Source organism: Paenibacillus xanthanilyticus (genome assembly GCF_042682185.1).
Classification (GTDB): Bacteria; Bacillota; Bacilli; order Paenibacillales; family Paenibacillaceae; genus Paenibacillus_Z; species Paenibacillus_Z xanthanilyticus.
This window is the reverse complement of record NZ_JBHUHA010000001.1, coordinates 3822093-3841843: the sequence shown is the minus strand read 5'-3', so window position 1 is coordinate 3841843 and position 19751 is coordinate 3822093. Positions and strand designations below refer to the sequence as shown.

12 protein-coding genes and 1 riboswitch are annotated in these 19751 nt (G+C 59.9%); all 12 genes read left to right on the top strand.

Annotated features, from left to right (window positions below; genetic code table 11):
- Positions 1-43 precede the first annotated feature (43 nt).
- The 12 genes from ACFSKT_RS16510 (at position 44) to ACFSKT_RS16455 (ending at position 19673) form a co-directional block, all read left to right on the top strand.
- Positions 44-1078, top strand: a complete 1035-nt coding sequence (locus ACFSKT_RS16510; RefSeq protein WP_377717176.1) for an AAA family ATPase — start codon at positions 44-46, stop codon at positions 1076-1078.
- Positions 1075-2985, top strand: coding sequence for a DUF58 domain-containing protein (locus ACFSKT_RS16505; protein WP_377717175.1), 1911 nt, complete (start codon positions 1075-1077; stop codon positions 2983-2985). The genes ACFSKT_RS16510 and ACFSKT_RS16505 overlap by 4 nt, the downstream gene beginning before the upstream one ends.
- Positions 2972-5524: a DUF4129 domain-containing transglutaminase family protein gene (locus ACFSKT_RS16500; RefSeq protein ID WP_377776327.1), complete on the top strand. Its 2553-nt coding sequence runs from the start codon at positions 2972-2974 to the stop codon at positions 5522-5524. The genes ACFSKT_RS16505 and ACFSKT_RS16500 overlap by 14 nt, the downstream gene beginning before the upstream one ends.
- Positions 5525-5875: 351 nt before the next feature.
- Positions 5876-7414: a glutamine-hydrolyzing GMP synthase gene (guaA, locus tag ACFSKT_RS16495; RefSeq protein WP_377717980.1), complete on the top strand. Its 1539-nt coding sequence runs from the start codon at positions 5876-5878 to the stop codon at positions 7412-7414.
- 153 nt (positions 7415-7567) lie between these two features.
- Positions 7568-7930, top strand: a complete 363-nt coding sequence (locus tag ACFSKT_RS16490) for a DUF1304 domain-containing protein (protein ID WP_377717979.1) — start codon at positions 7568-7570, stop codon at positions 7928-7930.
- Between the two features lie 355 nt (positions 7931-8285).
- Positions 8286-8386: riboswitch (purine riboswitch) on the top strand.
- Positions 8387-8525: 139 nt separating this feature from the next.
- On the top strand, positions 8526-9917 hold the full coding sequence (locus ACFSKT_RS16485) for an NCS2 family permease (protein ID WP_377717978.1): 1392 nt from the start codon (positions 8526-8528) through the stop codon (positions 9915-9917).
- A gap of 337 nt (positions 9918-10254) precedes the next feature.
- On the top strand, positions 10255-11718 hold the full coding sequence (locus tag ACFSKT_RS16480) for a carbohydrate binding domain-containing protein (RefSeq protein ID WP_377717977.1): 1464 nt from the start codon (positions 10255-10257) through the stop codon (positions 11716-11718).
- 172 nt (positions 11719-11890) lie between these two features.
- Positions 11891-15613: an immunoglobulin-like domain-containing protein gene (locus tag ACFSKT_RS16475; RefSeq protein WP_377717976.1), complete on the top strand. Its 3723-nt coding sequence runs from the start codon at positions 11891-11893 to the stop codon at positions 15611-15613.
- A gap of 255 nt (positions 15614-15868) precedes the next feature.
- Positions 15869-16990 (top strand): ABC transporter ATP-binding protein, encoded by a 1122-nt coding sequence (locus ACFSKT_RS16470; protein WP_377717975.1) that lies wholly within the window; start codon positions 15869-15871, stop codon positions 16988-16990.
- Entirely contained in the window at positions 16980-17771 is a 792-nt protein-coding gene (locus tag ACFSKT_RS16465) for an ABC transporter permease (protein ID WP_377717974.1), read from the top strand. The genes ACFSKT_RS16470 and ACFSKT_RS16465 overlap by 11 nt, the downstream gene beginning before the upstream one ends.
- Before the next feature lie 10 nt (positions 17772-17781).
- Complete coding sequence (locus tag ACFSKT_RS16460) at positions 17782-18603, top strand: ABC transporter permease (protein WP_377717973.1); 822 nt, start codon at positions 17782-17784, stop codon at positions 18601-18603.
- On the top strand, positions 18600-19673 hold the full coding sequence (locus tag ACFSKT_RS16455; protein ID WP_377717972.1) for an ABC transporter substrate-binding protein: 1074 nt from the start codon (positions 18600-18602) through the stop codon (positions 19671-19673). The genes ACFSKT_RS16460 and ACFSKT_RS16455 overlap by 4 nt, the downstream gene beginning before the upstream one ends.
- Positions 19674-19751: the final 78 nt, after the last annotated feature.

Sequence of the window (19751 nt, the reverse complement as noted above, 5' to 3'; positions counted from 1 at the left end):
AGACTGGTAGAAAAGGAAACTAGGGAAAGGGATGTGGGTAGAGATGATACCGCAGCCATGGAAGAACGAGACGGAAGTTCAGCAGGTCGATGACGGACGGGGGACGGACAATTGGCCGGAGGCGTCGGGGCAGCTGCTGCGGCTGATGATGGCCCGGGTGAACACGGTGCTGCTGGGCAAAAGCGAGGTCGTCGCGCAGACGTTCGCGGCGCTGCTGGCCGGCGGCCACGTGCTGCTGGAGGACGTGCCCGGCGTCGGCAAAACGATGCTCGCCCGCGCGATCGCGCGCGTGATGGGCGGAGATTTCCGGCGCATTCAGTTTACGGCGGACTTGCTGCCGGCGGACGTCGTCGGCGGACTGATCTGGGACGGCAAGCGCGGGGAGCTCGTGTTCCGCCAAGGCCCGCTCATGGCAAACATCGTGCTGGCCGACGAAATCAACCGGACGCCGCCGCGGACGCAATCGGCGCTGCTGGAGGCGATGGAGGAGCGCAGCATTACAGCCGACGGGGAGACGATGCCGCTGCCGGACCCGTTCATGCTGATCGCTACGCAAAATCCGCTGCGCGACGACGGTACGTACCCGCTGCCGGAGGCGCAGCTGGACCGCTTCCTCATGCGCCTCTCGATCGGCTACCCGTCGCCGGAGCACGAGGTGCAAATGCTGGAGAATGCGCCGCCGCGTCCTGCGCCCGAGCAGCTGCGTCCGGTCATTGTGCCGCAGGAATGGGTGCGCATGCAGCGGGACGCGCAGTCGGTGCACGTCCATCCGGCGCTGCTCGGGTATGCGGTGCAAATCGCGAACGCGACGAGAAGCGCCAAGGAGCTGGCGCTTGGCGCGAGTCCGCGCGCGTCGCGGGATTGGGTGCGCGCCGCGCAGGCGACCGCCTATATGGAGGGACGGCGGTTCGCGCTGCCGGATGATTTCAAGCGGACGGCCGAAGCGGTGCTGGCGCACCGGCTCGTGCTGCGCGACGAGGCCGCAGCGTCCGGGATGAGCGCGGGCGAGACGCTCGGACGCCTGCTTGCCGCAGTGCCGGTGCCGGCGCCCGGCGCGGAAGGCGGAAGGCGCCGATGAGCGGGCGATCGGTGAAGGGCGGCGCTCGAGGTTCGGCCCCACTTCGTGCCGGAGACGGGGGCATCGCGGGGGCCGAAGCCGGTCGGCGCGCGCCAGGCAGCGGCAGAGCACGGAATAAAATCGAGGCGCGGATAACGGCCGAGGGACGACGCGACCGGCGGCGGGAGCGGCCGGTGCGCACCAGGCACGGCGCGCGGCTCATGCTGCTCGCGTTCGCGGCCGTCGCCGGCTGGGCGGCGCAGGCGCGGGGAGGCGCGGCGGAATGGCTGTTGTTCGCGGCCGCTGCCGCCGCTTCGGCTGTCGCCTGGATCGTTCCTTACCTGGGTGTGGGACGGCTAACGGCGGAACGCCGCGTGGAAGCGGGCCGGCTGGAGGATGGCGGCCAGCTGACGGTTCGCTTGACGATACGCGCCAGCCTGCCGATGCCGCTCATGTGGGTGGCGGTCGGCGAGGAGATTCGGAATGTGTCGGCTTCCGGCGAGAGCGGCCTGGAAGCCCGATTCGTCTATATGCCCTGGTTCCGCCGTACCCGGACGTTGACGTATACGATCAGCGGCTTGCGGCGCGGGGAATTGACGTTCGACGGGCCGATCGTGGCCTGCGGCGACCTGCTCGGCATGACGGCGAGAACCTTCTACCCGTCTTGCGCGGGCAGCGTAACGGTCCGTCCCCGACCGCCCCGGGGCGAGGCGGCGAATCCGCCGGGCGGCGCGATGCCTGGCGGCGTCGATGCCGGGGGCGCCGGGGCTGCAGCCGGCGCGGCCGCCTGGCAGCGGGACAGCCGCATGCGGCTTCAGCCGGGCGCGAGCCCGCAGACGCGCACGTACCGACCGGGCGATCCGCTGCGGCTGGTCAGCTGGCGGGCGATGGCCCGGGGACTCGGCATGCAGACGCGAGTGGGCAGCCCCGAGCCGCCAGGCGAGATCGCGCTGCTGCTTGATATTTCGGCGGCGTCCTATGCGGGGAGCGACCGTCAGTTCGATGCCGCCGCCGGGCGGGCCGCGGCCGCGCTGCGGGAGGCGGTCGACGCGGGGCGCAGCGCGACGCTGCTGGCCGGCGGCCGGCGGTGGCGGGTGCGCGCCGGAGACGGGGCGGCCTTGCTGGCCGCCGAGGAAGCGCTGGGACAGCTGCGCGTAAGCGAAGAGACCCGCTTGGACGAGTGGCTGCCGGCCGCGTTGGCCGGTCTGCCGCGCGGGGCGGACGTCGTCTGCGTGACCGCCGACCCGCGCTCGATCAACCCGGCAGCGGGATATGGCGCGCGGGCCGGGCGAGCGGCCAGGAAAGCGGCCGGGAAAGCGGTGAGCGATGGAGCTGGCGATGATGCGTCGGACGGGAACCCGGCGATGGCGGGGAATGCTGCGGGGCTTGAAAGCGACGCGGATGCGAAGGCGGACCCTGGAGGCGGGCACGCGGTTGATCGCGATGCGAAAGCGAACGGGGGAGCTGGGCTTGCGGGTGACGGGGACATCATTACAGGCTTGGCATCGGGGCGAGACGGCAGCTCGGAGCGGCAAGCGGACGAACGCTCGGGAGCCGCGGGCGAGACGGCGGCCAAGTTGAACCAGGGCGGGAGGTTCGCGCGCGGCGAAGGCCGCGAATTCGGACAGGTCTCGGCAAGCCGTGCCGGGCGAAAAGCGAACCGCCGACGGGATGCGAAGGCTGCTGCCGCCTTTATCGATGGTGTGGAGCGGGTGGCGGCTTCCGCCAAGTGGGTGCAGTCGCGAGGCGGCACGTTCCACCTCTGGATAGGAATCGGCAGCGCCGCGGGGCCTTCGGATTCGTGGATCGTGCGCGGGAGTGAGGCAGGCATTCAGGTCGTGCCGCTGAAGCTGACGGCCTCGTATTTGGCCGAACCCGTCATCACGGCGGGTTACGAGAAAGGAGCGGTGGGGAATGGACGAGCGTAATGCGCGGAATTCGAGAGCTTCAGGCAGCGGGCGCGGCAGACGTTCGTACGCTCGCGCAGAGAAGCTCGAGCTGCTCGCATTTTTCGGCCCAGTGACGCGTCGTTTGCTCACGACGGCGCTGCTGTTCGGGCTGTTCCTGGAATGGCTTCTGCCGCTCGCGCAGCTGAGCAACTATACGGAGCTGTACCGGATCGGCCCGGTCGCCGCCGTGATCGCAGGCTTCCTGGCGGTCGGCCTGTTCATGCCGCCCGTCGTGATATCGTTCGCGGCTAATGCGCTGGTCGTGGTCCTATCGGTCAGTCTGATCTACGCAGAGCACGCAGGTTCGCCGGCTGCCGCGCTGCTGCACATGGCCGATGCGGTGCGGGCGGACGCGCAGCTGCTTGCGCAAGGCTCGCTCGCGTTCAGCGGGGAGACGCGCACGCTGCTGCTTGTCAGCGGACTCGGCATGATGGCCGCGGCGATCCAGTCGCTGGTCTGGCTCCGTCAGTGGGGCCTTGGTTTAACTGGGATTACGCTCGTCTATCTGATGCTGCTGCACAGCTTCCTTGGATTGGACGTGCTAGCCGCCGTCGTCCGCACGCTGGCAGAAGGCTTGCTGCTGCATGGCCTGCTGCTCGCGCCTCGACTCGAGCGGCTGATGGGCGCGCCGACGCCTGTCCGGGGTGACCACGGCGGCGTACTTGGCTGGTCCGCCCGTTGGTGGCTGGGGGCATGCGGGATGACCGTCCTGCTGCTGGCCGCGGGCGGAGCGGCGGCCTACGGCCGTCCGTCCGAGAACGTCGCCGCGCCTTGGGCACAGGAGACGATCGCGTGGGGACAGACGCATCTGACGGAAGAGGCGATCGCGGCCGCGATTCGGGAGCGAAGCCTCGAAGCGTTCCTGACGTCGCCCAAAGGCGGGGCGAACGGCTGGACGGGTTACGGCTTCGACGACGGCGAGCTGGGCGCGCCGATCCGGACGAAGCAGGAGCCGTTATTCACGGTTCGGGCGGAGGAAGCGCTCTATCTGCGCGGCGAGAGCAAGAGCCGTTACGACGGGCGAGGCTGGCTGGCGGAGCCGGACCGGCTGGAGACCAGAGTTATCGGACAGTTGGACGGCGAAAGCGAGGCGGCCTCGGCTCTTGCGGGCGGGGGAACGGGGGCGAGGACTTCCGGAGCGGCGGCCGCCGACATGGTGGAAATCGCGGTGCGCGCCCTGCGGCCGGAGCCGGGGTGGCCGCTGCTGAGCGCAGGGCCGTCGTCGACCGTCATCGCGATGGCGCCGGACGGCGCGGGCGAAGAAGCCCGGACGTATCGGGCCGATCCGGAGTCTGGCGCGCTGTTCCCGGCCGGAGACGCGGCGATTGCGTCGTATACGATCGAATCCCGCGTGCCTAAGGAAGATGCGCAATTGCTGCGGGAGTCGCAGGTCGGGGCCGACGATCCGGAGGCGCTCCGCCGGGTGTACACGGCGCTGCCGGCGACGCTCCCGAAGCGGGTCACGGAGCTTGCGGATTACGCGGCGAGCGGCGGCGGAGGCGTCCGCTACGACACGGTGAAGGCGATCGAATCGTTCTTGAAGAGCACGTACATCTATACCCGCCGTGAAACGGACGTGCCGCCGGCCGGCGCCGATTTCGTGGACGACTTCCTGTTCAACCAAAAACAGGGGTACTGCGTACATTTCGCCACCGCGATGACGGTGCTGCTGCGGGCCGAGGGGATACCGGCCCGCTATGTGAAAGGCTTCGCGCCGGGCCAGCCGGCTTCGGCGGAGGCGCAGAGCGCGGCGGAAGCGGCGGGACTTGGCGCCGCGGGACGGCTGTACACCGTGCGAGCGAGCGACGCGCACGCATGGGTGGAGGTTTATTTTGCTGGCGTCGGCTGGGTGGCGTTCGACCCGACGCCGGGCATTACGGCGGCGGGCATCGAAGCCGCCGCGGACGCCCGCGCCGAAGCCGGCGAGGCCACGGCCGCCGCGCTGCGCGGGCCTGACGCGGCGGCCGGCGATGGCGCCGCCGCGCAGGGGGCTGCGCGCGTCGCGGGCATCGCCGCGCGCGCGGAGCAGTGGGGGGCGGCGATGGCGGCCGCCGCCCGAGGGCTGGCGCGCGAGGCGGGCACGCTCGCGCGGGAAGCCGCCGGCGCAGCCGCGGCGCGGCCATGGGCCGCGGCCGGGCTGGCCGCGGGCGCCCTCGCCGCCGCGGTTGCGGCAGCGGCGGCATGGCGCGGCCGCGAACGCGCGGCGTTCGCGGGGGCGCTGCGCCGGTACGGCAGCGCGCTCGGCGCGGGCCGGCACGTCGCGGCCCGCGGGCACTTCCTCGCGCTTGCGGACCGGCTCTGGCGCGAGCTGGCCGAGCGCTGCGGCCCCCGGCCAACTACGGGGACCGCGCGCGAGTACGCGGCGGCGCTTCGCCTGCCGCCGGAGGACGCCGGCCTGCTCGCCGAGTTCGTCCGGCTCGACGAGCAGGCGCGGTACGCCGCCGATTGGACGCGGCTTCCGGCGGCGGACGAGCTTGGCCGGCTCGTCGCCGCGATCCAGGCGATCGGCCGGCGATAAGATCGAGGCGGCGGCCCAAGTTGGGGCCGCCGCCTCTTCGTCATTTTAACGCTCCCCCATGCCGCATCACGCTTCGCGTAACAGATTGTTCACGATCCGCCGCCGCGCCGTTCGTTCGCGTAATTTGCGCCGCTGCGTTCTGGCGCATCAGCGTGTCGTGGGCAGCGTATTCGCTTTAAACCCGCGCCGTTGCTGAGTTTTCATGCCCCTGTATGTGATCCGGCCGACGAATTCCAACCCCGGGCCGGAGCCGTTTTCTTCGTTCGACACTAGCCGCCTTTCTTCCTTGACTGTGTCGGAATCGCAAAGGTATAATTGTCCCAATGATTTGAGGGAGGCTCGGGTGAGCGAATGAATAAGCCAAATGAAATGATCGTTGTCCTCGATTTCGGCGGACAATACAACCAGTTGATTGCGCGTCGGATTCGGGATTTGGGCGTCTACAGCGAGCTGCTGCCGTACAACACGTCGGCAGAGAAAATTCGCGAGCTGCAGCCGAAAGGCATCGTCTTCTCGGGCGGACCGGCAAGCGTGTACGAAGAGAACTCGCCGCTCGTCGATCCGGGCGTGTACGAGCTCGGCCTGCCGATCTTCGGTATTTGCTACGGCATGCAGATGATGTCCCACCAGCTTAACGGCAAGGTAGAGCGCGCGGGCAAACGCGAATACGGCAAAGCGGAAGTGGACTTCATCGCGGACTGCCACCTGGTGCAAGGGCTGGAAAGCCGCCAGACGGTCTGGATGAGCCACAGCGACCTCGTCGTCGAGCCGCCGGCCGGCTTCCGCGTGGACGCGAGCACGGAGCACGCGCCGATCGCGGCGATGTCGCACGCGGAACGCAAGCTGTACGCGGTTCAATTCCACCCGGAAGTGCGCCACTCCGTCTACGGCAACGAGATGCTCCGCAACTTCCTGTACAACATCTGCGGCTGCGAAGGCGACTGGAGCATGAGCACGTTCATCGAGGACACGATCAAGGACATCCGCGATCAAGTCGGCGATAAGAAAGTACTGTGCGCCCTGTCCGGCGGCGTAGATTCCTCGGTTGTCGCGATCCTGCTGCATAAGGCGATCGGCGATCAGCTGACTTGTATGTTCATCGACCACGGCCTGCTCCGCAAGGGCGAAGCCGAGAGCGTAATGGAGACGTTCGTCGGCAAGTTCGACATGCACGTGGTCAAGATCGACGCGAGCGAGCGGTTCCTCGGCAAGCTGAAAGGCGTCGACGATCCGGAGCAGAAGCGCAAAATCATCGGCAACGAGTTCATCTACGTGTTCCAAGAAGAATCGGCGAAATTCGCGGACTTCGAATTCCTCGCGCAGGGTACGCTGTACACCGACATCGTCGAGAGCGGTACGGCTACGGCGCAAACGATCAAATCGCACCATAACGTCGGCGGTCTGCCGGAGGACATCAAATTCAAGCTCGTCGAGCCGCTGAAGGCGCTGTTCAAAGACGAAGTGCGCAAAGTCGGCGAAGAGTGCGGCCTGCCGGAAGCGATCGTATGGCGTCAACCGTTCCCGGGTCCGGGTCTTGCGATCCGCGTGCTGGGCGAAGTGACGGAAGAGAAGCTGACGATCGTTCGCGAGTCCGACGCGATCCTGCGCGACGAGATCGCCAAGGCGGGTCTCGACCGCGAGATCTGGCAGTACTTCACGGCGCTGCCGAACATGAAGAGCGTTGGCGTTATGGGCGACGCGCGCACGTACTCCTATACCGTGGGCATCCGCGCCGTTACGTCCATCGACGGCATGACAGCCGACTGGGCGCGTATTCCGTGGGACGTGCTGGAGAAAATCTCCGTGCGCATCGTTAACGAAGTCGACAACGTTAACCGTATCGTGTATGACGTGACGTCGAAGCCGCCGGCGACGATCGAGTGGGAATAGCAGCTGCAGATTAATTAACGCCAATAGTGTGCAAGAAGAACTCGCTTTGAGCTGTAAGCACACAGCTCAAAGCGAGTTCTTTATTTTTTAGGAGAGATGAATGGATAAATATGTTACATTATCGATATTGCGTATTGGATTGGAGGAATGGTTATGGCAATAATCGCAGCGATTTTGGTCGGACTTGTTGCGCTTGAGCATCTGTATATCCTAGTGCTGGAAATGTTCCTATGGACAACTCCACGTGCAATGAAGTCGTTTGGGATGACGAAAGAAGTTGCTCAGACCACGAAGAGTTTGGCCGCTAATCAAGGACTCTACAATGGTTTTCTAGCAGCTGGTCTTGTTTGGGGGCTTGTCCACCCGGATGCAACGATTGGGCGATCGATCGAGATTTTCTTCCTTGTGTGCGTGCTCATCGCAGCCGCATTCGGAGGGGCCACCGCGAAGAAATCCATTCTACTCGTTCAGGGTTTGCCTGCACTCGTAACGCTTGTTTTCGTTGTCCTGGCCTAGCGGCAGGGGCTAAGGCTGCCAAAAAAACTCTCTTCTATTTGCGTTGGTTAGCGAATAGAAGGGAGTTTTTATGATTTTCAGTTCTTTGACCGTTCGACTGAGGATTATGTTTGCTGCCAGCCTCTTTTTTAATTACAGCTGTGCGCGTTTCCGAACATTGCTCGTCCTCCACTTGTTGAATTTTAATGCAGTTTGTTTTCAGAAAGTTCGCATAAACCGCTCCTTTTCGCGTTTCGTCTGAGGATGAGTCCACCAATCTCTGTAAATGGCGAATGATGCCATCGACATGAAAGGCGAACGTTCGTAGTTTTTTGTTGACAAATGTCGCATCATCCTCGTATGATGAGTACAGCTAAGAACACAAATATGCATATTTCGTATAATCTTGAGAATCGGCTCAAGAGTCTCTACGAGGTCACCGTAAATGATCTATCTACGAAAAGCAGCGAGAAGTCGCGTGGATTCCCTGCCCCTATAGGGCGGATCTCCGCCGAATTTTGCTGTTTTGCGGGAGCCTAGAGAACATGCCGTATGGCATCATTTTCTAGGCTCTTTTGTTTGTTCTGACATATTACCCTGGGAGGGCAATACAATCATGAATGGTTTCTTTCGGTTGAAGGAACACGGAACAAATGTTAGAACAGAGATTTTGGCAGGCCTTACGACTTTCATGACAATGGCGTACATCCTGGCGCTGAATCCGAACATTCTCGGCGCATCGGGCCTTAGCGCGTACTCGGTCTTCCTTGCGACGGCGCTTGCGGCGGGGATCTTCACGATCGTGCTCGGATTGTTCGTCAACTTCCCGGTCGCGCTCGCGCCAGGAATGGGGTTGAACGCGTATTTTGCCTCGACGGTATTGGCTTCCAAGGCGACCGATTCGCCGATTACGCCGGAGATGGCGCTCACCGCGGTATTTATGTCGGGGATTATCTTCCTCATTCTGACGATTACGCAAGTCCGCCAAATGCTGATCGTGGCGGTTCCAGACAGCTTGAAGCATGCCATTACGGTCGGTATCGGCCTTTTCATTACGATTATCGGACTTAAGAACAGCGGCATCATGACGATTGGCGTCGAGAACACGGTGACGGATATTCCGAAAGGCGTATTCACGAACGTGCTTGGTTTTGAAACGGTTATTCATATGGGCGATCTCGCTAATCCAAGCGTCTACCTGACGTTCACGGGCCTGGCGCTCATCGCGATCATGATGGTGCTGCGCGTGCCGGGCGCCATTCTGTGGGGGATCCTGGCGACGACGGTCGTGGCGCTTGTGACGGGTAACGTGAAGATCGGCGACACGCTGAGCAAAGGCGACTGGGTACCGGACTTCAGCCAGCTGAACTTCTGGAACTTCGATTTCACGGGCGTCTGGGAGACAGGCCTTGTCTCGGTTATCGTGACGTTCACATTCGTGGAATTGTTCGATACGTTCGGTACGCTGATCGGTACGGCGAACCGCGCGGGCATTATGAAAGATCCGGTCGAAGGCAAGAAGCGTATCGGCAAAGCGATGTTCGTCGATGCGGTTGCGGTCAGCGGCGGCGCGATGCTCGGCACGAGCACGGTGACGGCGTATGTCGAAAGCTCCGCGGGTATCGCGCAGGGCGGACGCACCGGTCTGACGGCGGTCTCGACGGGCGTCGCGTTCCTCGCCGCGCTGTTCCTGTGGCCGCTGATCTCCCTCATTCCGGGTTCGGCTACGGCCGCGGCACTCATCATCGTCGGCGTACTGATGGTGCAATCCGTCAAGGAAATCGATTTCCAAGACATGGTTTATGCGATTCCGGCGTTCTTCATCATCGCGTTCATGCCGTTCACGTACAACATTGCCAACGGCATCTCGCTCGGTATCGTGTCCTATGTGCTGCTCGCCGTGTTCGGCAACCTGCGCGACAAAGGCAAATACAAGATCCACTGGCTCATGTGGATTCTGGCCGTGCTGATCGTCCTGCGCTACGTGCTGGTTGGCAGCCAAGGGTAATAGAAAGTTTTCTGCAAAGCAGCGTCCGAGAGGGCGCTGCTTTTTGCATTTTTATTGGAGCTAGCCTGATCGGGAAGGGGGACCGGGGAGGACAAGCGTTCACCTGCTGAGGATGCGCGAAAGGGCGCGGTTCTCTCTTTATTCTCTTCCCCTATCAGGCGGCGGATCGACTGTCAAGTTCGTAAAAATGGAGAATTATTGAAGAGGGTAAACGACAAATTTCGATAAAATTCTACAAAAATATATATTTTTCTAAATCGCTCGTGTTAAAATGATGGTAAATTCTTCATTTATTCAGCTAGTCACAATCAAACATCAAAGTGGGGGTTAGCATCAAATGCTGAAGTGGCAAAAGTGTTTCGCAATGTTTCTTGTCGTCCTTGTCATCATTATGGCCGTGCCGTTTGGTTTCGGGGCGCACACGGCCTTAGCAGCCGACAAAGTCGTCGTCAACCATGATTTCGAGGACGGCTCTACGCAGGGTTGGTATGTCACTAATGGCGGTACGGCGCCAACAACAACGACGGAGCAGGCCGTAAGCGGCTCACGCTCATTAAAGCTATCGGCGCAACCGGCCGCGAAGGTCCCCGCCGTTAACTTGTTCAGCGCTCTAAAGCCGAATCACACGTACAAAATCGAAATGAAGCTTCGTGTAGCCGGTCTTACAAAGACGAGTGCGAATGTCACGATGGGTCGTATAATGGGCGGATCGATGGTATATGATTCCGTGACGAAAAGCGCGAACGGCGGAGTTTTGAATAGCAAGTGGGTAAAACTTGTCGGAACTTATTCGTTTGATCCCACGGTTACGGATCTGTATCTTCAAATCACCCCGTCGTCTACATCGACGGTTTATATTGATGACTTCGTAGTCACGGAGATTGCAGACACGAGAGTACCCTATACGGATATCGCGACGTACACTTTTGAAGACGGGACGACCGGTGGATTTACCGCTGACGGCGCAACAACCGCATTGACGAGTAGTTCGATTACTGCTTATGAGGGTACCAAAAGCTTGTTGGTTACAGGCCGGAACGGCGAGTATGAGGGTCCTAAGCTTAATGTGAAAAACCTTTTGCAGCCAACCGCCACTTACTTTATCTCCGCTTATATTAAAGTGCAAAATCTTAGCGGTTCAGTAGCGCTCCACGGCTTACGTACGGTTGACAACATCACCACGAGGGACTTGGCGACAAATTACGGTCAAGCGAACACATCTTCTTGGGTAAACGTGTTCGGTATTTACCGCTACGATGGAGATGCAACGGCGTTAAACCTAATCGTGTCCAATAACCATCCTACAATCAATTACTATATTGACAAAATCGTCATTCAGAAAATTGCTGATCCAGCAGGCGAAGTGATTCTGCCTCTTGGACTGAGTTCTTCGACTTATACGGTTGATGCGGTTGCCAACACCGTCATGGGAGTTTCGCCCAAGAGTACGCCAGCGATGATTAAATCGCTGCTTACGGCAAAGGGGGGCTCCATGGAAATCTACGCCGCTGATGGGGTAACGGTAGCAGGGGCATCTTCCTTTGTCGGCACGGGATATGTGGTAAAGGTAACGAATGGAGTGGAAACGAAGTCCTTTATTTTAGGGATAAAGGGTGACGCTTCGGGGGACGGCCTTGCCGATGACACCGACGTGAATCTGTTGAAAGACCATATTAAAGGTATTACGTTGAGCGGGATTTATAAATCGGTACTAGATTTTACGCCGAGCGGCTCCAACTTGACCGCAGCAGATCTCCTCGGCTTGAAGAAGTATATTGCATCGCTTAACCCCCTTCCGTAATGAGTATCAAATGTGGGGGGAGCGCATAAGCGCATTTCTCCTGTCTCTATAGCTGGTAACCTAGTCATTCCTTAAATTTCGTTGGCTAACTCTCACTCTCATTAGTTGTCACGCACAACCTTATAAGTCCTTATGCGCATTCATACCATTTCAGTCTTCTGGGGGTTATCTTATGGTTAGCAAGAAAGCAAGTATCAACAGCTTGAAGAACATGCTCAAAGCTGCGCCGAAAACGGTTATTTCCAGCGCCTTGATTGCTTCGATAGTCGCTTCAGCCTTTAGCGGGGTGGCTGGCGCGACGCCGCTGCCGAATATGACGGTGGAAGTCACGACGGATAAAGCAACTTATGCACCCGGCGACGAAGTGATCGTATCCGTTAAACTGAAAGACATCGGCAACGTAGATCCTTCCGGGTTATGGTCCGAATCGGTGGCTGTTCTGTACGACGCATCGGTCTTCGACAGCACGCCATACACACAAACAAGCAGCGGGGTTCAAGAATTTACAGCAGGTAACTTCACGAAAGGCAACCTCGTGGCGGACGAAACCAAATATGATTTCTACACGCCCACGGTTGTCACCTCTGCGAATGATCCGGATGTTCCATCCGGGATGAACGAAGTGCGTCTCGTCGTAATGGATCAGTCGGTTGGCTCTAACCCTATTCCGGCGACCGATCAAGTCATTGCGACCTTTAAGCTCCGCGTGAAGGCGGACGCGCCTGACGGCACGGTAGAATTCGATTTCCGCGATGCTTATACCCAAATGGTATTAAACAACAACGGTGACCCGGACCCCAACCTTTATGTAGACTCAAACAGGGTTACTGAGGTGCACGCCACTCCTCAAGTGCAGTTGCCTCCAAGCGACAGCGATCTCGTCGCGGCCGCAAGGGGAGCATTGGCTATTGGCTATACTGGCTCGGACAGCGCAGCCAGCGTAACCGGCAATTTGACGCTCCCTACCCTGGCCGGTACGTCCAATGATGTCACTGTATCCTGGACTAGTTCGGATCCCGCGTTCGTTGCGAATAACGGTACGGTCACTCGCCCGACTTTTGCGCAAGGAAACCAATCCGTTACTTTAACAGCGACGCTGAGCAAGAATGGTGTTTCGGACACGAAGCCATTCGTGTTAACCTTGCCTGCGCTTAATCAGACCGATGCCGAAGCGGTTGCGGCCGACAAAGCTGCGCTTTCGGTTGGCTATGCGGCGGGGGATTCCGCAACAAGCGTAACGCAAAGCATTACGCTGCCGCCTGCGGGCACGAACGGGACGACCATCACTTGGACGTCCGATAAAGCTGCTGTTGTTGCAGCTGACGGTACCGTGACACGTCCGAGTTTCGCGCAGGGTAACCAGTCGGTTAAGCTCACGGCGACTATTGAACGCAACGGCGTTAGCGAGACCCGTGAATTCCCGATCCTCGTGCTCGCATCCGCGATGACCGATGCCGAGGCGGTTGCGGCCGACAAAGCTGTGCTTGCGGTTGGCTATGTGGCGGGGGATTCCGCCACGGGCGTGACGCAGGGCATCACGCTGCCGCCTGCGGGCACGAACGGGACGACCATCACTTGGACCTCCGATAACACTGCTGTTGTTGCAGCTGACGGTACCGTGACACGTCCGACTTTCGCGCAGGGCAACCAGTCGGTTAAGCTCACGGCGACCATTGAACGCAACGGCGTTAGCGAGACCCGTGAATTCCCGATCCTCGTGCTCGCATCCGCGATGACCGATGCCGAAGCGGTTGCGGCCGACAAAGCTGCTCTTGCAGTTGGCTATGCGGCGGGGGATTCCGCAACAAGCGTAACGCAAGGCATTACGCTGCCGCCTGCGGGCACGAACGGGACGATCATCACTTGGGCGTCAGATAACGCTGCTGTTGTTGCAGCTGACGGTACCGTGACACGTCCGACTTTCGCGCAGGGCAACCAGTCGGTTAAGCTCACGGCGACCATTGAACGCAACGGCGTTAGCGAGACCCGTGAATTCCCGATCCTCGTGCTCGCATCCGCGATGACCGATGCCGAAGCAGTTGCGGCCGACAAAGCTGCGCTTGCGGTAGGCTATGCGGCGGGGGATTCCGCCACGGGCGTGACGCAAGGCATTACGCTGCCGACTGTGGGCACGAACGGGACGACCATCACTTGGACCTCCGATAACACTGCTGTTGTTGCAGCTGACGGTACCGTGACACGTCCGAGTTTCGCGCAGGGCAACCAGTCGGTTAAGCTCACGGCGACTATTGAACGCAATGGCGTTAGCGAGACCCGTGAATTCCCGATCCTCGTGCTCGCATCCGCGATGACCGATGCCGAAGCGGTTGCGGCCGACAAAGCTGCGCTTGCGGTAGGTTATGTGACAGGGGATTCCGAAGCTGGTGTCAGTTCCAATGTGGGGCTTCTTTCGACGGGATCGAATGGAACACAGATAACGTGGTCATCCAACAACATCGCGATTATTTCCGACAACGGCACTGTTGTCCGTCCTTCCTATACAGAAGGTCCTCAGGATGTTGTTCTGACCGCTACGATTGCCAAAGGTACTGTATCCGAGGCACGCACATTCACGCTCAAGGTGCTGCCGCAATCGCAAACGGACCAGGAAGCGGTCGCAGCGGCGAAAGCAGCTCTTGCCATCACGTTCGCGCAAGGCGATTCTGAAGCATCCGTTACGCAGAATGTGACGCTTCCGGCTGCCGGCATCGATGGAACAACAATTACGTGGTCGAGCGACTTACAGACAACCCTTACGAATGCAGGACAAGTAGCGCGGCCTGCTTATACAGCGAGCGATATTCCGGTGACGCTGACCGCAACGATTGTCAAGAATGGGGTGCAAGATACGCGCGTCTTCACGGTAACCGTTCTGAAACAAGCCGCACCATCGCTCTTGAGCATGACGGCCACGCCGGCCGTTTTGAACATGGATATCGGATCTACCATCACGCTGACGCTCACAGGCCATTATGACGATGCGGGGACCAATGCGCTTGCAGCTTCATCTCTTAACTGGGTCGTTGCCAATCCGCAAATTGCAGGAATCAATGCAGCGGGATTAGTAACGGCATTGCAGGCCGGAGCGACTACGATTACGGGTACGCTTAACGGCATTACGGTGACCATTCCTGTAACGGTTACCGTTCAAGTGACCGCCCCATCTGTGCCAACGCCGACTACGCCGACCGAACCGGTTAAGCCGACCGTGCCTCAAGAACCAACCCCAGCCCCTCAGCCGGCGGATGTGTTCAAGAGCGAGATTGTGAATAATAAAGAAGTAGTAAGTGCGTTGGCAGCGAAAGTCGAAGAAGCGAAGAAAGACCCTGCCCCAACCCAACCTGCAGATATTAAAGGCCATTGGGCAGAGCAAGCGGTTCAAAAGCTCGCCAATCTGGGCGCTGTTAATGGATATGCGGATGGTACGATTAGACCGGATTCGGACATTACCCGCGGTGAGTTCGCGATGATTATTTCGCGCGTATTTACACTTTCGACAAGCCAGTCGCCGGTTGCCTTGAATGACGTCTCGAACCATTGGGCGAAGTCGGCAATCGAAGCCTTGGCTAGCGCAGGCGTGATCAAAGGGTACGGCAACGGCTCCTTCAAGCCGGACAAAACCATTACGCGCGAAGAGATGGTTGCGATCATAAGCCGCATTATTAACATGGATCATGTCGCAAAGGATACAACAAAGGGCAACTTTAACGATACGGCAAAATCCTTCGCGGCCGATGCGATTAAACAATCGGCGGAAGCCGGCATCATAAACGGCAAAGAGAAAGACAAATTCGATCCAAAAAGCAACGCGACGCGCGCCGAAGCGTTAGTGCTAATCTTGAACACGCTCAATTTGAACCCGGATGTCAAGACGCTTCTGGAGTCGTTGAACTAATTTCCCTTAACCTCCATATAAGGCAGGTCTGTCACCTCACGACAGACCTGCCTTATTTATTGCGCCGGACGGAAGGGACCACTTCAGATTCGCCACCGCTCGACGCGCTCCGCCAACCTTGCGCCTACCCCGAATCCGCCTGCAGAATCCCGTGAAAACTGTTGTAAAACCGCATCTTTCGTTTATGATAGTAGCATACGGCGTAAGCCAAAATTCGAGGTTCTTCGGGAAAGAAGGAAGGGGGAGAGAGCGGACATGTCCGATCAGACGATTATCCGCTTCGAGCACGTGACCAAGCGGTACGATCAGGACGCGCCGGTGCTCGACAATGTCAGCTTCGAGATCGAACGGGGCAAGTTCTACACGCTGCTCGGCCCGTCGGGCTGCGGCAAAACAACGATATTGCGCCTGATCGCGGGGTTCATCGAGCCTTCGCAGGGCAATATTTATTTCAACGGACGCATCATCAACAACGTGCCCGCCAACAAACGGCAGGTGAACACGGTGTTTCAAGACTACGCGCTGTTCCCGCATTTGAACGTGTTCGAGAACGTCGCGTTCGGCCTGCGGGTGAAGAAGGTGTCGAGGTCGGAGATTCAGAAGAAAGTGACCGAAGCGCTCCGCTTCGTCAACCTGGCGGGCTACGAGAACCGCGAGATTACGGAAATGTCCGGCGGCCAGCGCCAGCGCGTCGCGATCGCCCGGGCGATCGTGAACGAGCCGGAGATCATCCTGCTCGACGAGCCGCTGTCCGCGCTCGACCTGAAGCTGCGCACCGAGATGCAGTACGAGCTGCGGGAGCTGCAGCGCCGGCTCGGCATCACGTTCATCTTCGTCACGCATGACCAGGAGGAGGCGCTGGCGATGTCGGATGAGATATTCGTCCTGAACCAGGGCCGCATCCAGCAGTCCGGCACGCCGATCGACATCTATGACGAGCCGATCAACCGGTTCGTGGCGGATTTTATCGGCGAATCGAACATCGTGCCGGCTCGGATGAAGGCGGATTATGTCGTCGAATTCGCGGGCCGCACGTTCGAGTGCGTCGACAAAGGGCTCCAGCCGAACGAGGCGGTCGAGATCGTCATCCGTCCGGAGGACCTGGAGATTACGGCGAGCGGCAAAGGCAAGATGCAGGTGCGCGTCGACTCCCAGCTGTTCCGCGGCGTCCATTACGAGATCAAAGGCATCGACGCGGCGGGCAACGCCTGGCTCGTCCACTCGACCAAGCGAGCGGAGGTCGGCGCGCAGATCGGACTCGATTTCGATCCGGAGGCCATCCACGTCATGCGCTTCGGCGAAACGGAGGAAGAGTTCGACAAGCGGCTGGAGTCGTACGAGGGTAATGTGACCGGCGGTGGCGGCCATGGTCACTAAGGCGCGCAACCTCTACTTAATCCCCTATGCGATGTGGATCGCGCTGTTCGTTATCGCGCCGATCGTACTGATCGTGTACTACTCGTTCTTCGATGTGAACGGAGCGTTCACGTTCGACAACTATGCGAAATTTTTCACGCCGGTCTACTTGCGAATGACGCTCAATTCATTCTGGTACGCGCTGCTCATTACGCTGTTCTCGCTTCTGGTAGCGTATCCGACCGCGTATTTGCTCACCCGGACGAAGCATAAGCAGCTGTGGCTGCTGCTCATTATTTTGCCGAGCTGGATTAACCTGCTGCTGAAAGCGTACGCCTTCATCGGTCTGTTCGGCACATACGGCCTGACCAACGCGGTGCTGGAGACGATCGGCATCGGCACGCAGCAAATTCTGTTCACCGACTTCAGCTTCGTGTTCGTGTCGGTGTACATTTTCATTCCGTTCATGGTGCTGCCGATCTACAACGCGCTCGAGGAGCTCAACCCGACCCTCGTGTACGCGTCGCGCGACCTGGGCGCTTCCTGGTGGACGACGTTCCGCCGGGTCGTATTCCCGCTGACGCTGGATGGGGTGAAGTCGGGGGCGCAGGCGGTGTTTATCCCCGCGCTGTCGCTGTTTATGATAACGCGGCTCATTGCCGGCAACCGGGTCATTACGCTCGGCACGGCGATCGAGCAGCATTTTCTCGTCACGCAGGATTGGGGCATGGGGGCGACGATCGCCGTCTTCCTGATCATCGCGATGGCGCTCATTATGCTTGTGACCGGGAATCGGAGGTGAGATCGGCGGGATGAACAAGAAAGGTGCTCGCTTGGCTAACCTGTATTTAATCGCGGTGTTCGCGATCCTCTATGCGCCGATCGCGTATTTGATGGCCTATTCATTTAACAGCGGCGGCACGATGCACGGCTGGGACGGCTTTACGCTGGAATGGTACGAGGAGGTGTTCGCGGACACGCGGCTGCTGATCATCGTACTGAACACGTTCGTGATCGCGCTCTTATCGTCGGCGATCTCCACGATCCTCGGCGTCATCGGGGCGCTGGCCATCCGCCACGTCCGCAGACGGCAGCCGCGCAACGCCCTGCTGTCGCTTAACAACGTACTGATCGTCAGTCCCGATGTCATCATCGGAGCGTCGTTCCTCATCCTGTTCACGATGATCGGCATCAAGCTCGGATTCACGTCCGTGCTGCTGTCGCACATTGCCTTCAGCGTGCCGATCGTCGTGCTGATGGTGCTGCCGAAGCTGCAGGAGATGAGCCCGTCGCTCATCGACGCGGCCCGCGACCTCGGCGCGAGCGGCTGGGACGTGCTGACGAAAGTCGTGCTGCCTTATATCAAACCGGGCATCTTCGCCGGCTTCTTCATGGCGCTCACCTACTCGCTGGACGACTTCGCCGTCACGTTCTTCGTGACCGGCAACGGCTTCTCCACGCTGTCGGTCGAGATTTACTCGCGCGCCCGCCAAGGCGTGTCGCTGTCGATCAACGCGCTGTCGACGCTGCTGTTCCTGTTCACGGTGCTGCTCGTCATCGGCTACTACTTCATTAATCAGCGCGCGAGCCGTTCGCACGTACGCGGCGCCGAAGGGGGGCGTGCGGTGCGATGAGACAGCTGGTGCAATTATTCGCCGCGGTCTTCATCGTCGCGTTCGGTCTCATGTACGCGACGTCGCTGCTTAATTCGTCCGAAGGCTATTCCGGCGGCAACACGCTGACCATTTACAATTGGGGCGATTATATCGATCCGGATCTGCTCGCGGAGTTCGAAGAGGAGAGCGGCATCAAGGTCATCTACCAGACGTTCGATTCCAACGAGGCGATGATGACGAAGATCGAGCAGGGCGGGACGACGTTCGATATTTCCGTGCCTTCCGAATATGCGATCAGCAAAATGAAGGAAGAAAACCTGCTGCTGCCGATCGACCACAGCAAGCTGCCGAATTTGAAGCATATCGACGACCGGTTCATGAACCTGTCGTTCGACCCGGGCAACGCCTACTCGGTGCCGTATTTCTGGGGAACCGTCGGCATCGTGTACAATCCGGACCTGCTCGAGGGCAAGACGCCGACGAGCTGGAACGATCTATGGGACCCGTCGCTGCGCAACAATATTTTGCTCGTGGACGGGGCGCGGGAAGTGATCGGCTTCGGGCTGAACAGCCTGCGGTATTCGCTCAACGATACGAACGAGGATCATCTGCAAAAGGCGAAGCGTAAGCTCGACGCGCTGACCCCGAACGTGAAGGCGATCGTGGGCGACGAGATCAAGATGCTGCTGGCGAACGAGGAAGCGGCCGTCGGCGTCGTCTGGTCGGGCGATGCGTCGGAAATCATGACCGAGAACGAGAAGCTCGACTACGTCGTGCCGGAGGAAGGCTCGAACCTATGGTTCGACAACATGGTGATCCCGAAGACGGCGCGCAACATCGAAGGCGCTTATGCGTTCATGAACTTCATGCTCGACCCGGAGAACGCGGCCCGCAACGCCGAGTACGTCGGCTACTCGACGCCGAACAAGGAGGCGCTCGCGCTGCTGCCGGAGGACATCTCGGGCGACACGCGCTTCTATCCGAGCCCGGAGCTGACGGAGAAGCTGGAAGTGTACGACAACCTCGGGAAGAAAATGCTCGCGCATTACAACGAGCTGTTCCTCGAGTTCAAGATGCATCGCAAATAGCACGAATTGGGCTATACTGGAGGTAAGAGGGCTGGCATGATGCGCGTCGCGGTCGTGCCGGCTTTGTTTTTGCCCGAT

Excerpts from the sequence above, each read along its gene's own strand:
- ACFSKT_RS16510 (WP_377717176.1), top strand. The coding sequence starts at position 44 with ATGATACCGCAGCCATGGAAGAACGAGACGGAAGTTCAGCAGGTCGAT.
- ACFSKT_RS16505 (WP_377717175.1), top strand. The coding sequence starts at position 1,075 with ATGAGCGGGCGATCGGTGAAGGGCGGCGCTCGAGGTTCGGCCCCACTT.
- ACFSKT_RS16500 (WP_377776327.1), top strand. The coding sequence starts at position 2,972 with ATGGACGAGCGTAATGCGCGGAATTCGAGAGCTTCAGGCAGCGGGCGC.
- guaA (WP_377717980.1), top strand. The coding sequence starts at position 5,876 with ATGAATAAGCCAAATGAAATGATCGTTGTCCTCGATTTCGGCGGACAA.
- ACFSKT_RS16490 (WP_377717979.1), top strand. The coding sequence starts at position 7,568 with ATGGCAATAATCGCAGCGATTTTGGTCGGACTTGTTGCGCTTGAGCAT.
- ACFSKT_RS16485 (WP_377717978.1), top strand. The coding sequence starts at position 8,526 with ATGAATGGTTTCTTTCGGTTGAAGGAACACGGAACAAATGTTAGAACA.
- ACFSKT_RS16480 (WP_377717977.1), top strand. The coding sequence starts at position 10,255 with ATGCTGAAGTGGCAAAAGTGTTTCGCAATGTTTCTTGTCGTCCTTGTC.
- ACFSKT_RS16475 (WP_377717976.1), top strand. The coding sequence starts at position 11,891 with ATGGTTAGCAAGAAAGCAAGTATCAACAGCTTGAAGAACATGCTCAAA.
- ACFSKT_RS16470 (WP_377717975.1), top strand. The coding sequence starts at position 15,869 with ATGTCCGATCAGACGATTATCCGCTTCGAGCACGTGACCAAGCGGTAC.
- ACFSKT_RS16465 (WP_377717974.1), top strand. The coding sequence starts at position 16,980 with ATGGTCACTAAGGCGCGCAACCTCTACTTAATCCCCTATGCGATGTGG.
- ACFSKT_RS16460 (WP_377717973.1), top strand. The coding sequence starts at position 17,782 with ATGAACAAGAAAGGTGCTCGCTTGGCTAACCTGTATTTAATCGCGGTG.
- ACFSKT_RS16455 (WP_377717972.1), top strand. The coding sequence starts at position 18,600 with ATGAGACAGCTGGTGCAATTATTCGCCGCGGTCTTCATCGTCGCGTTC.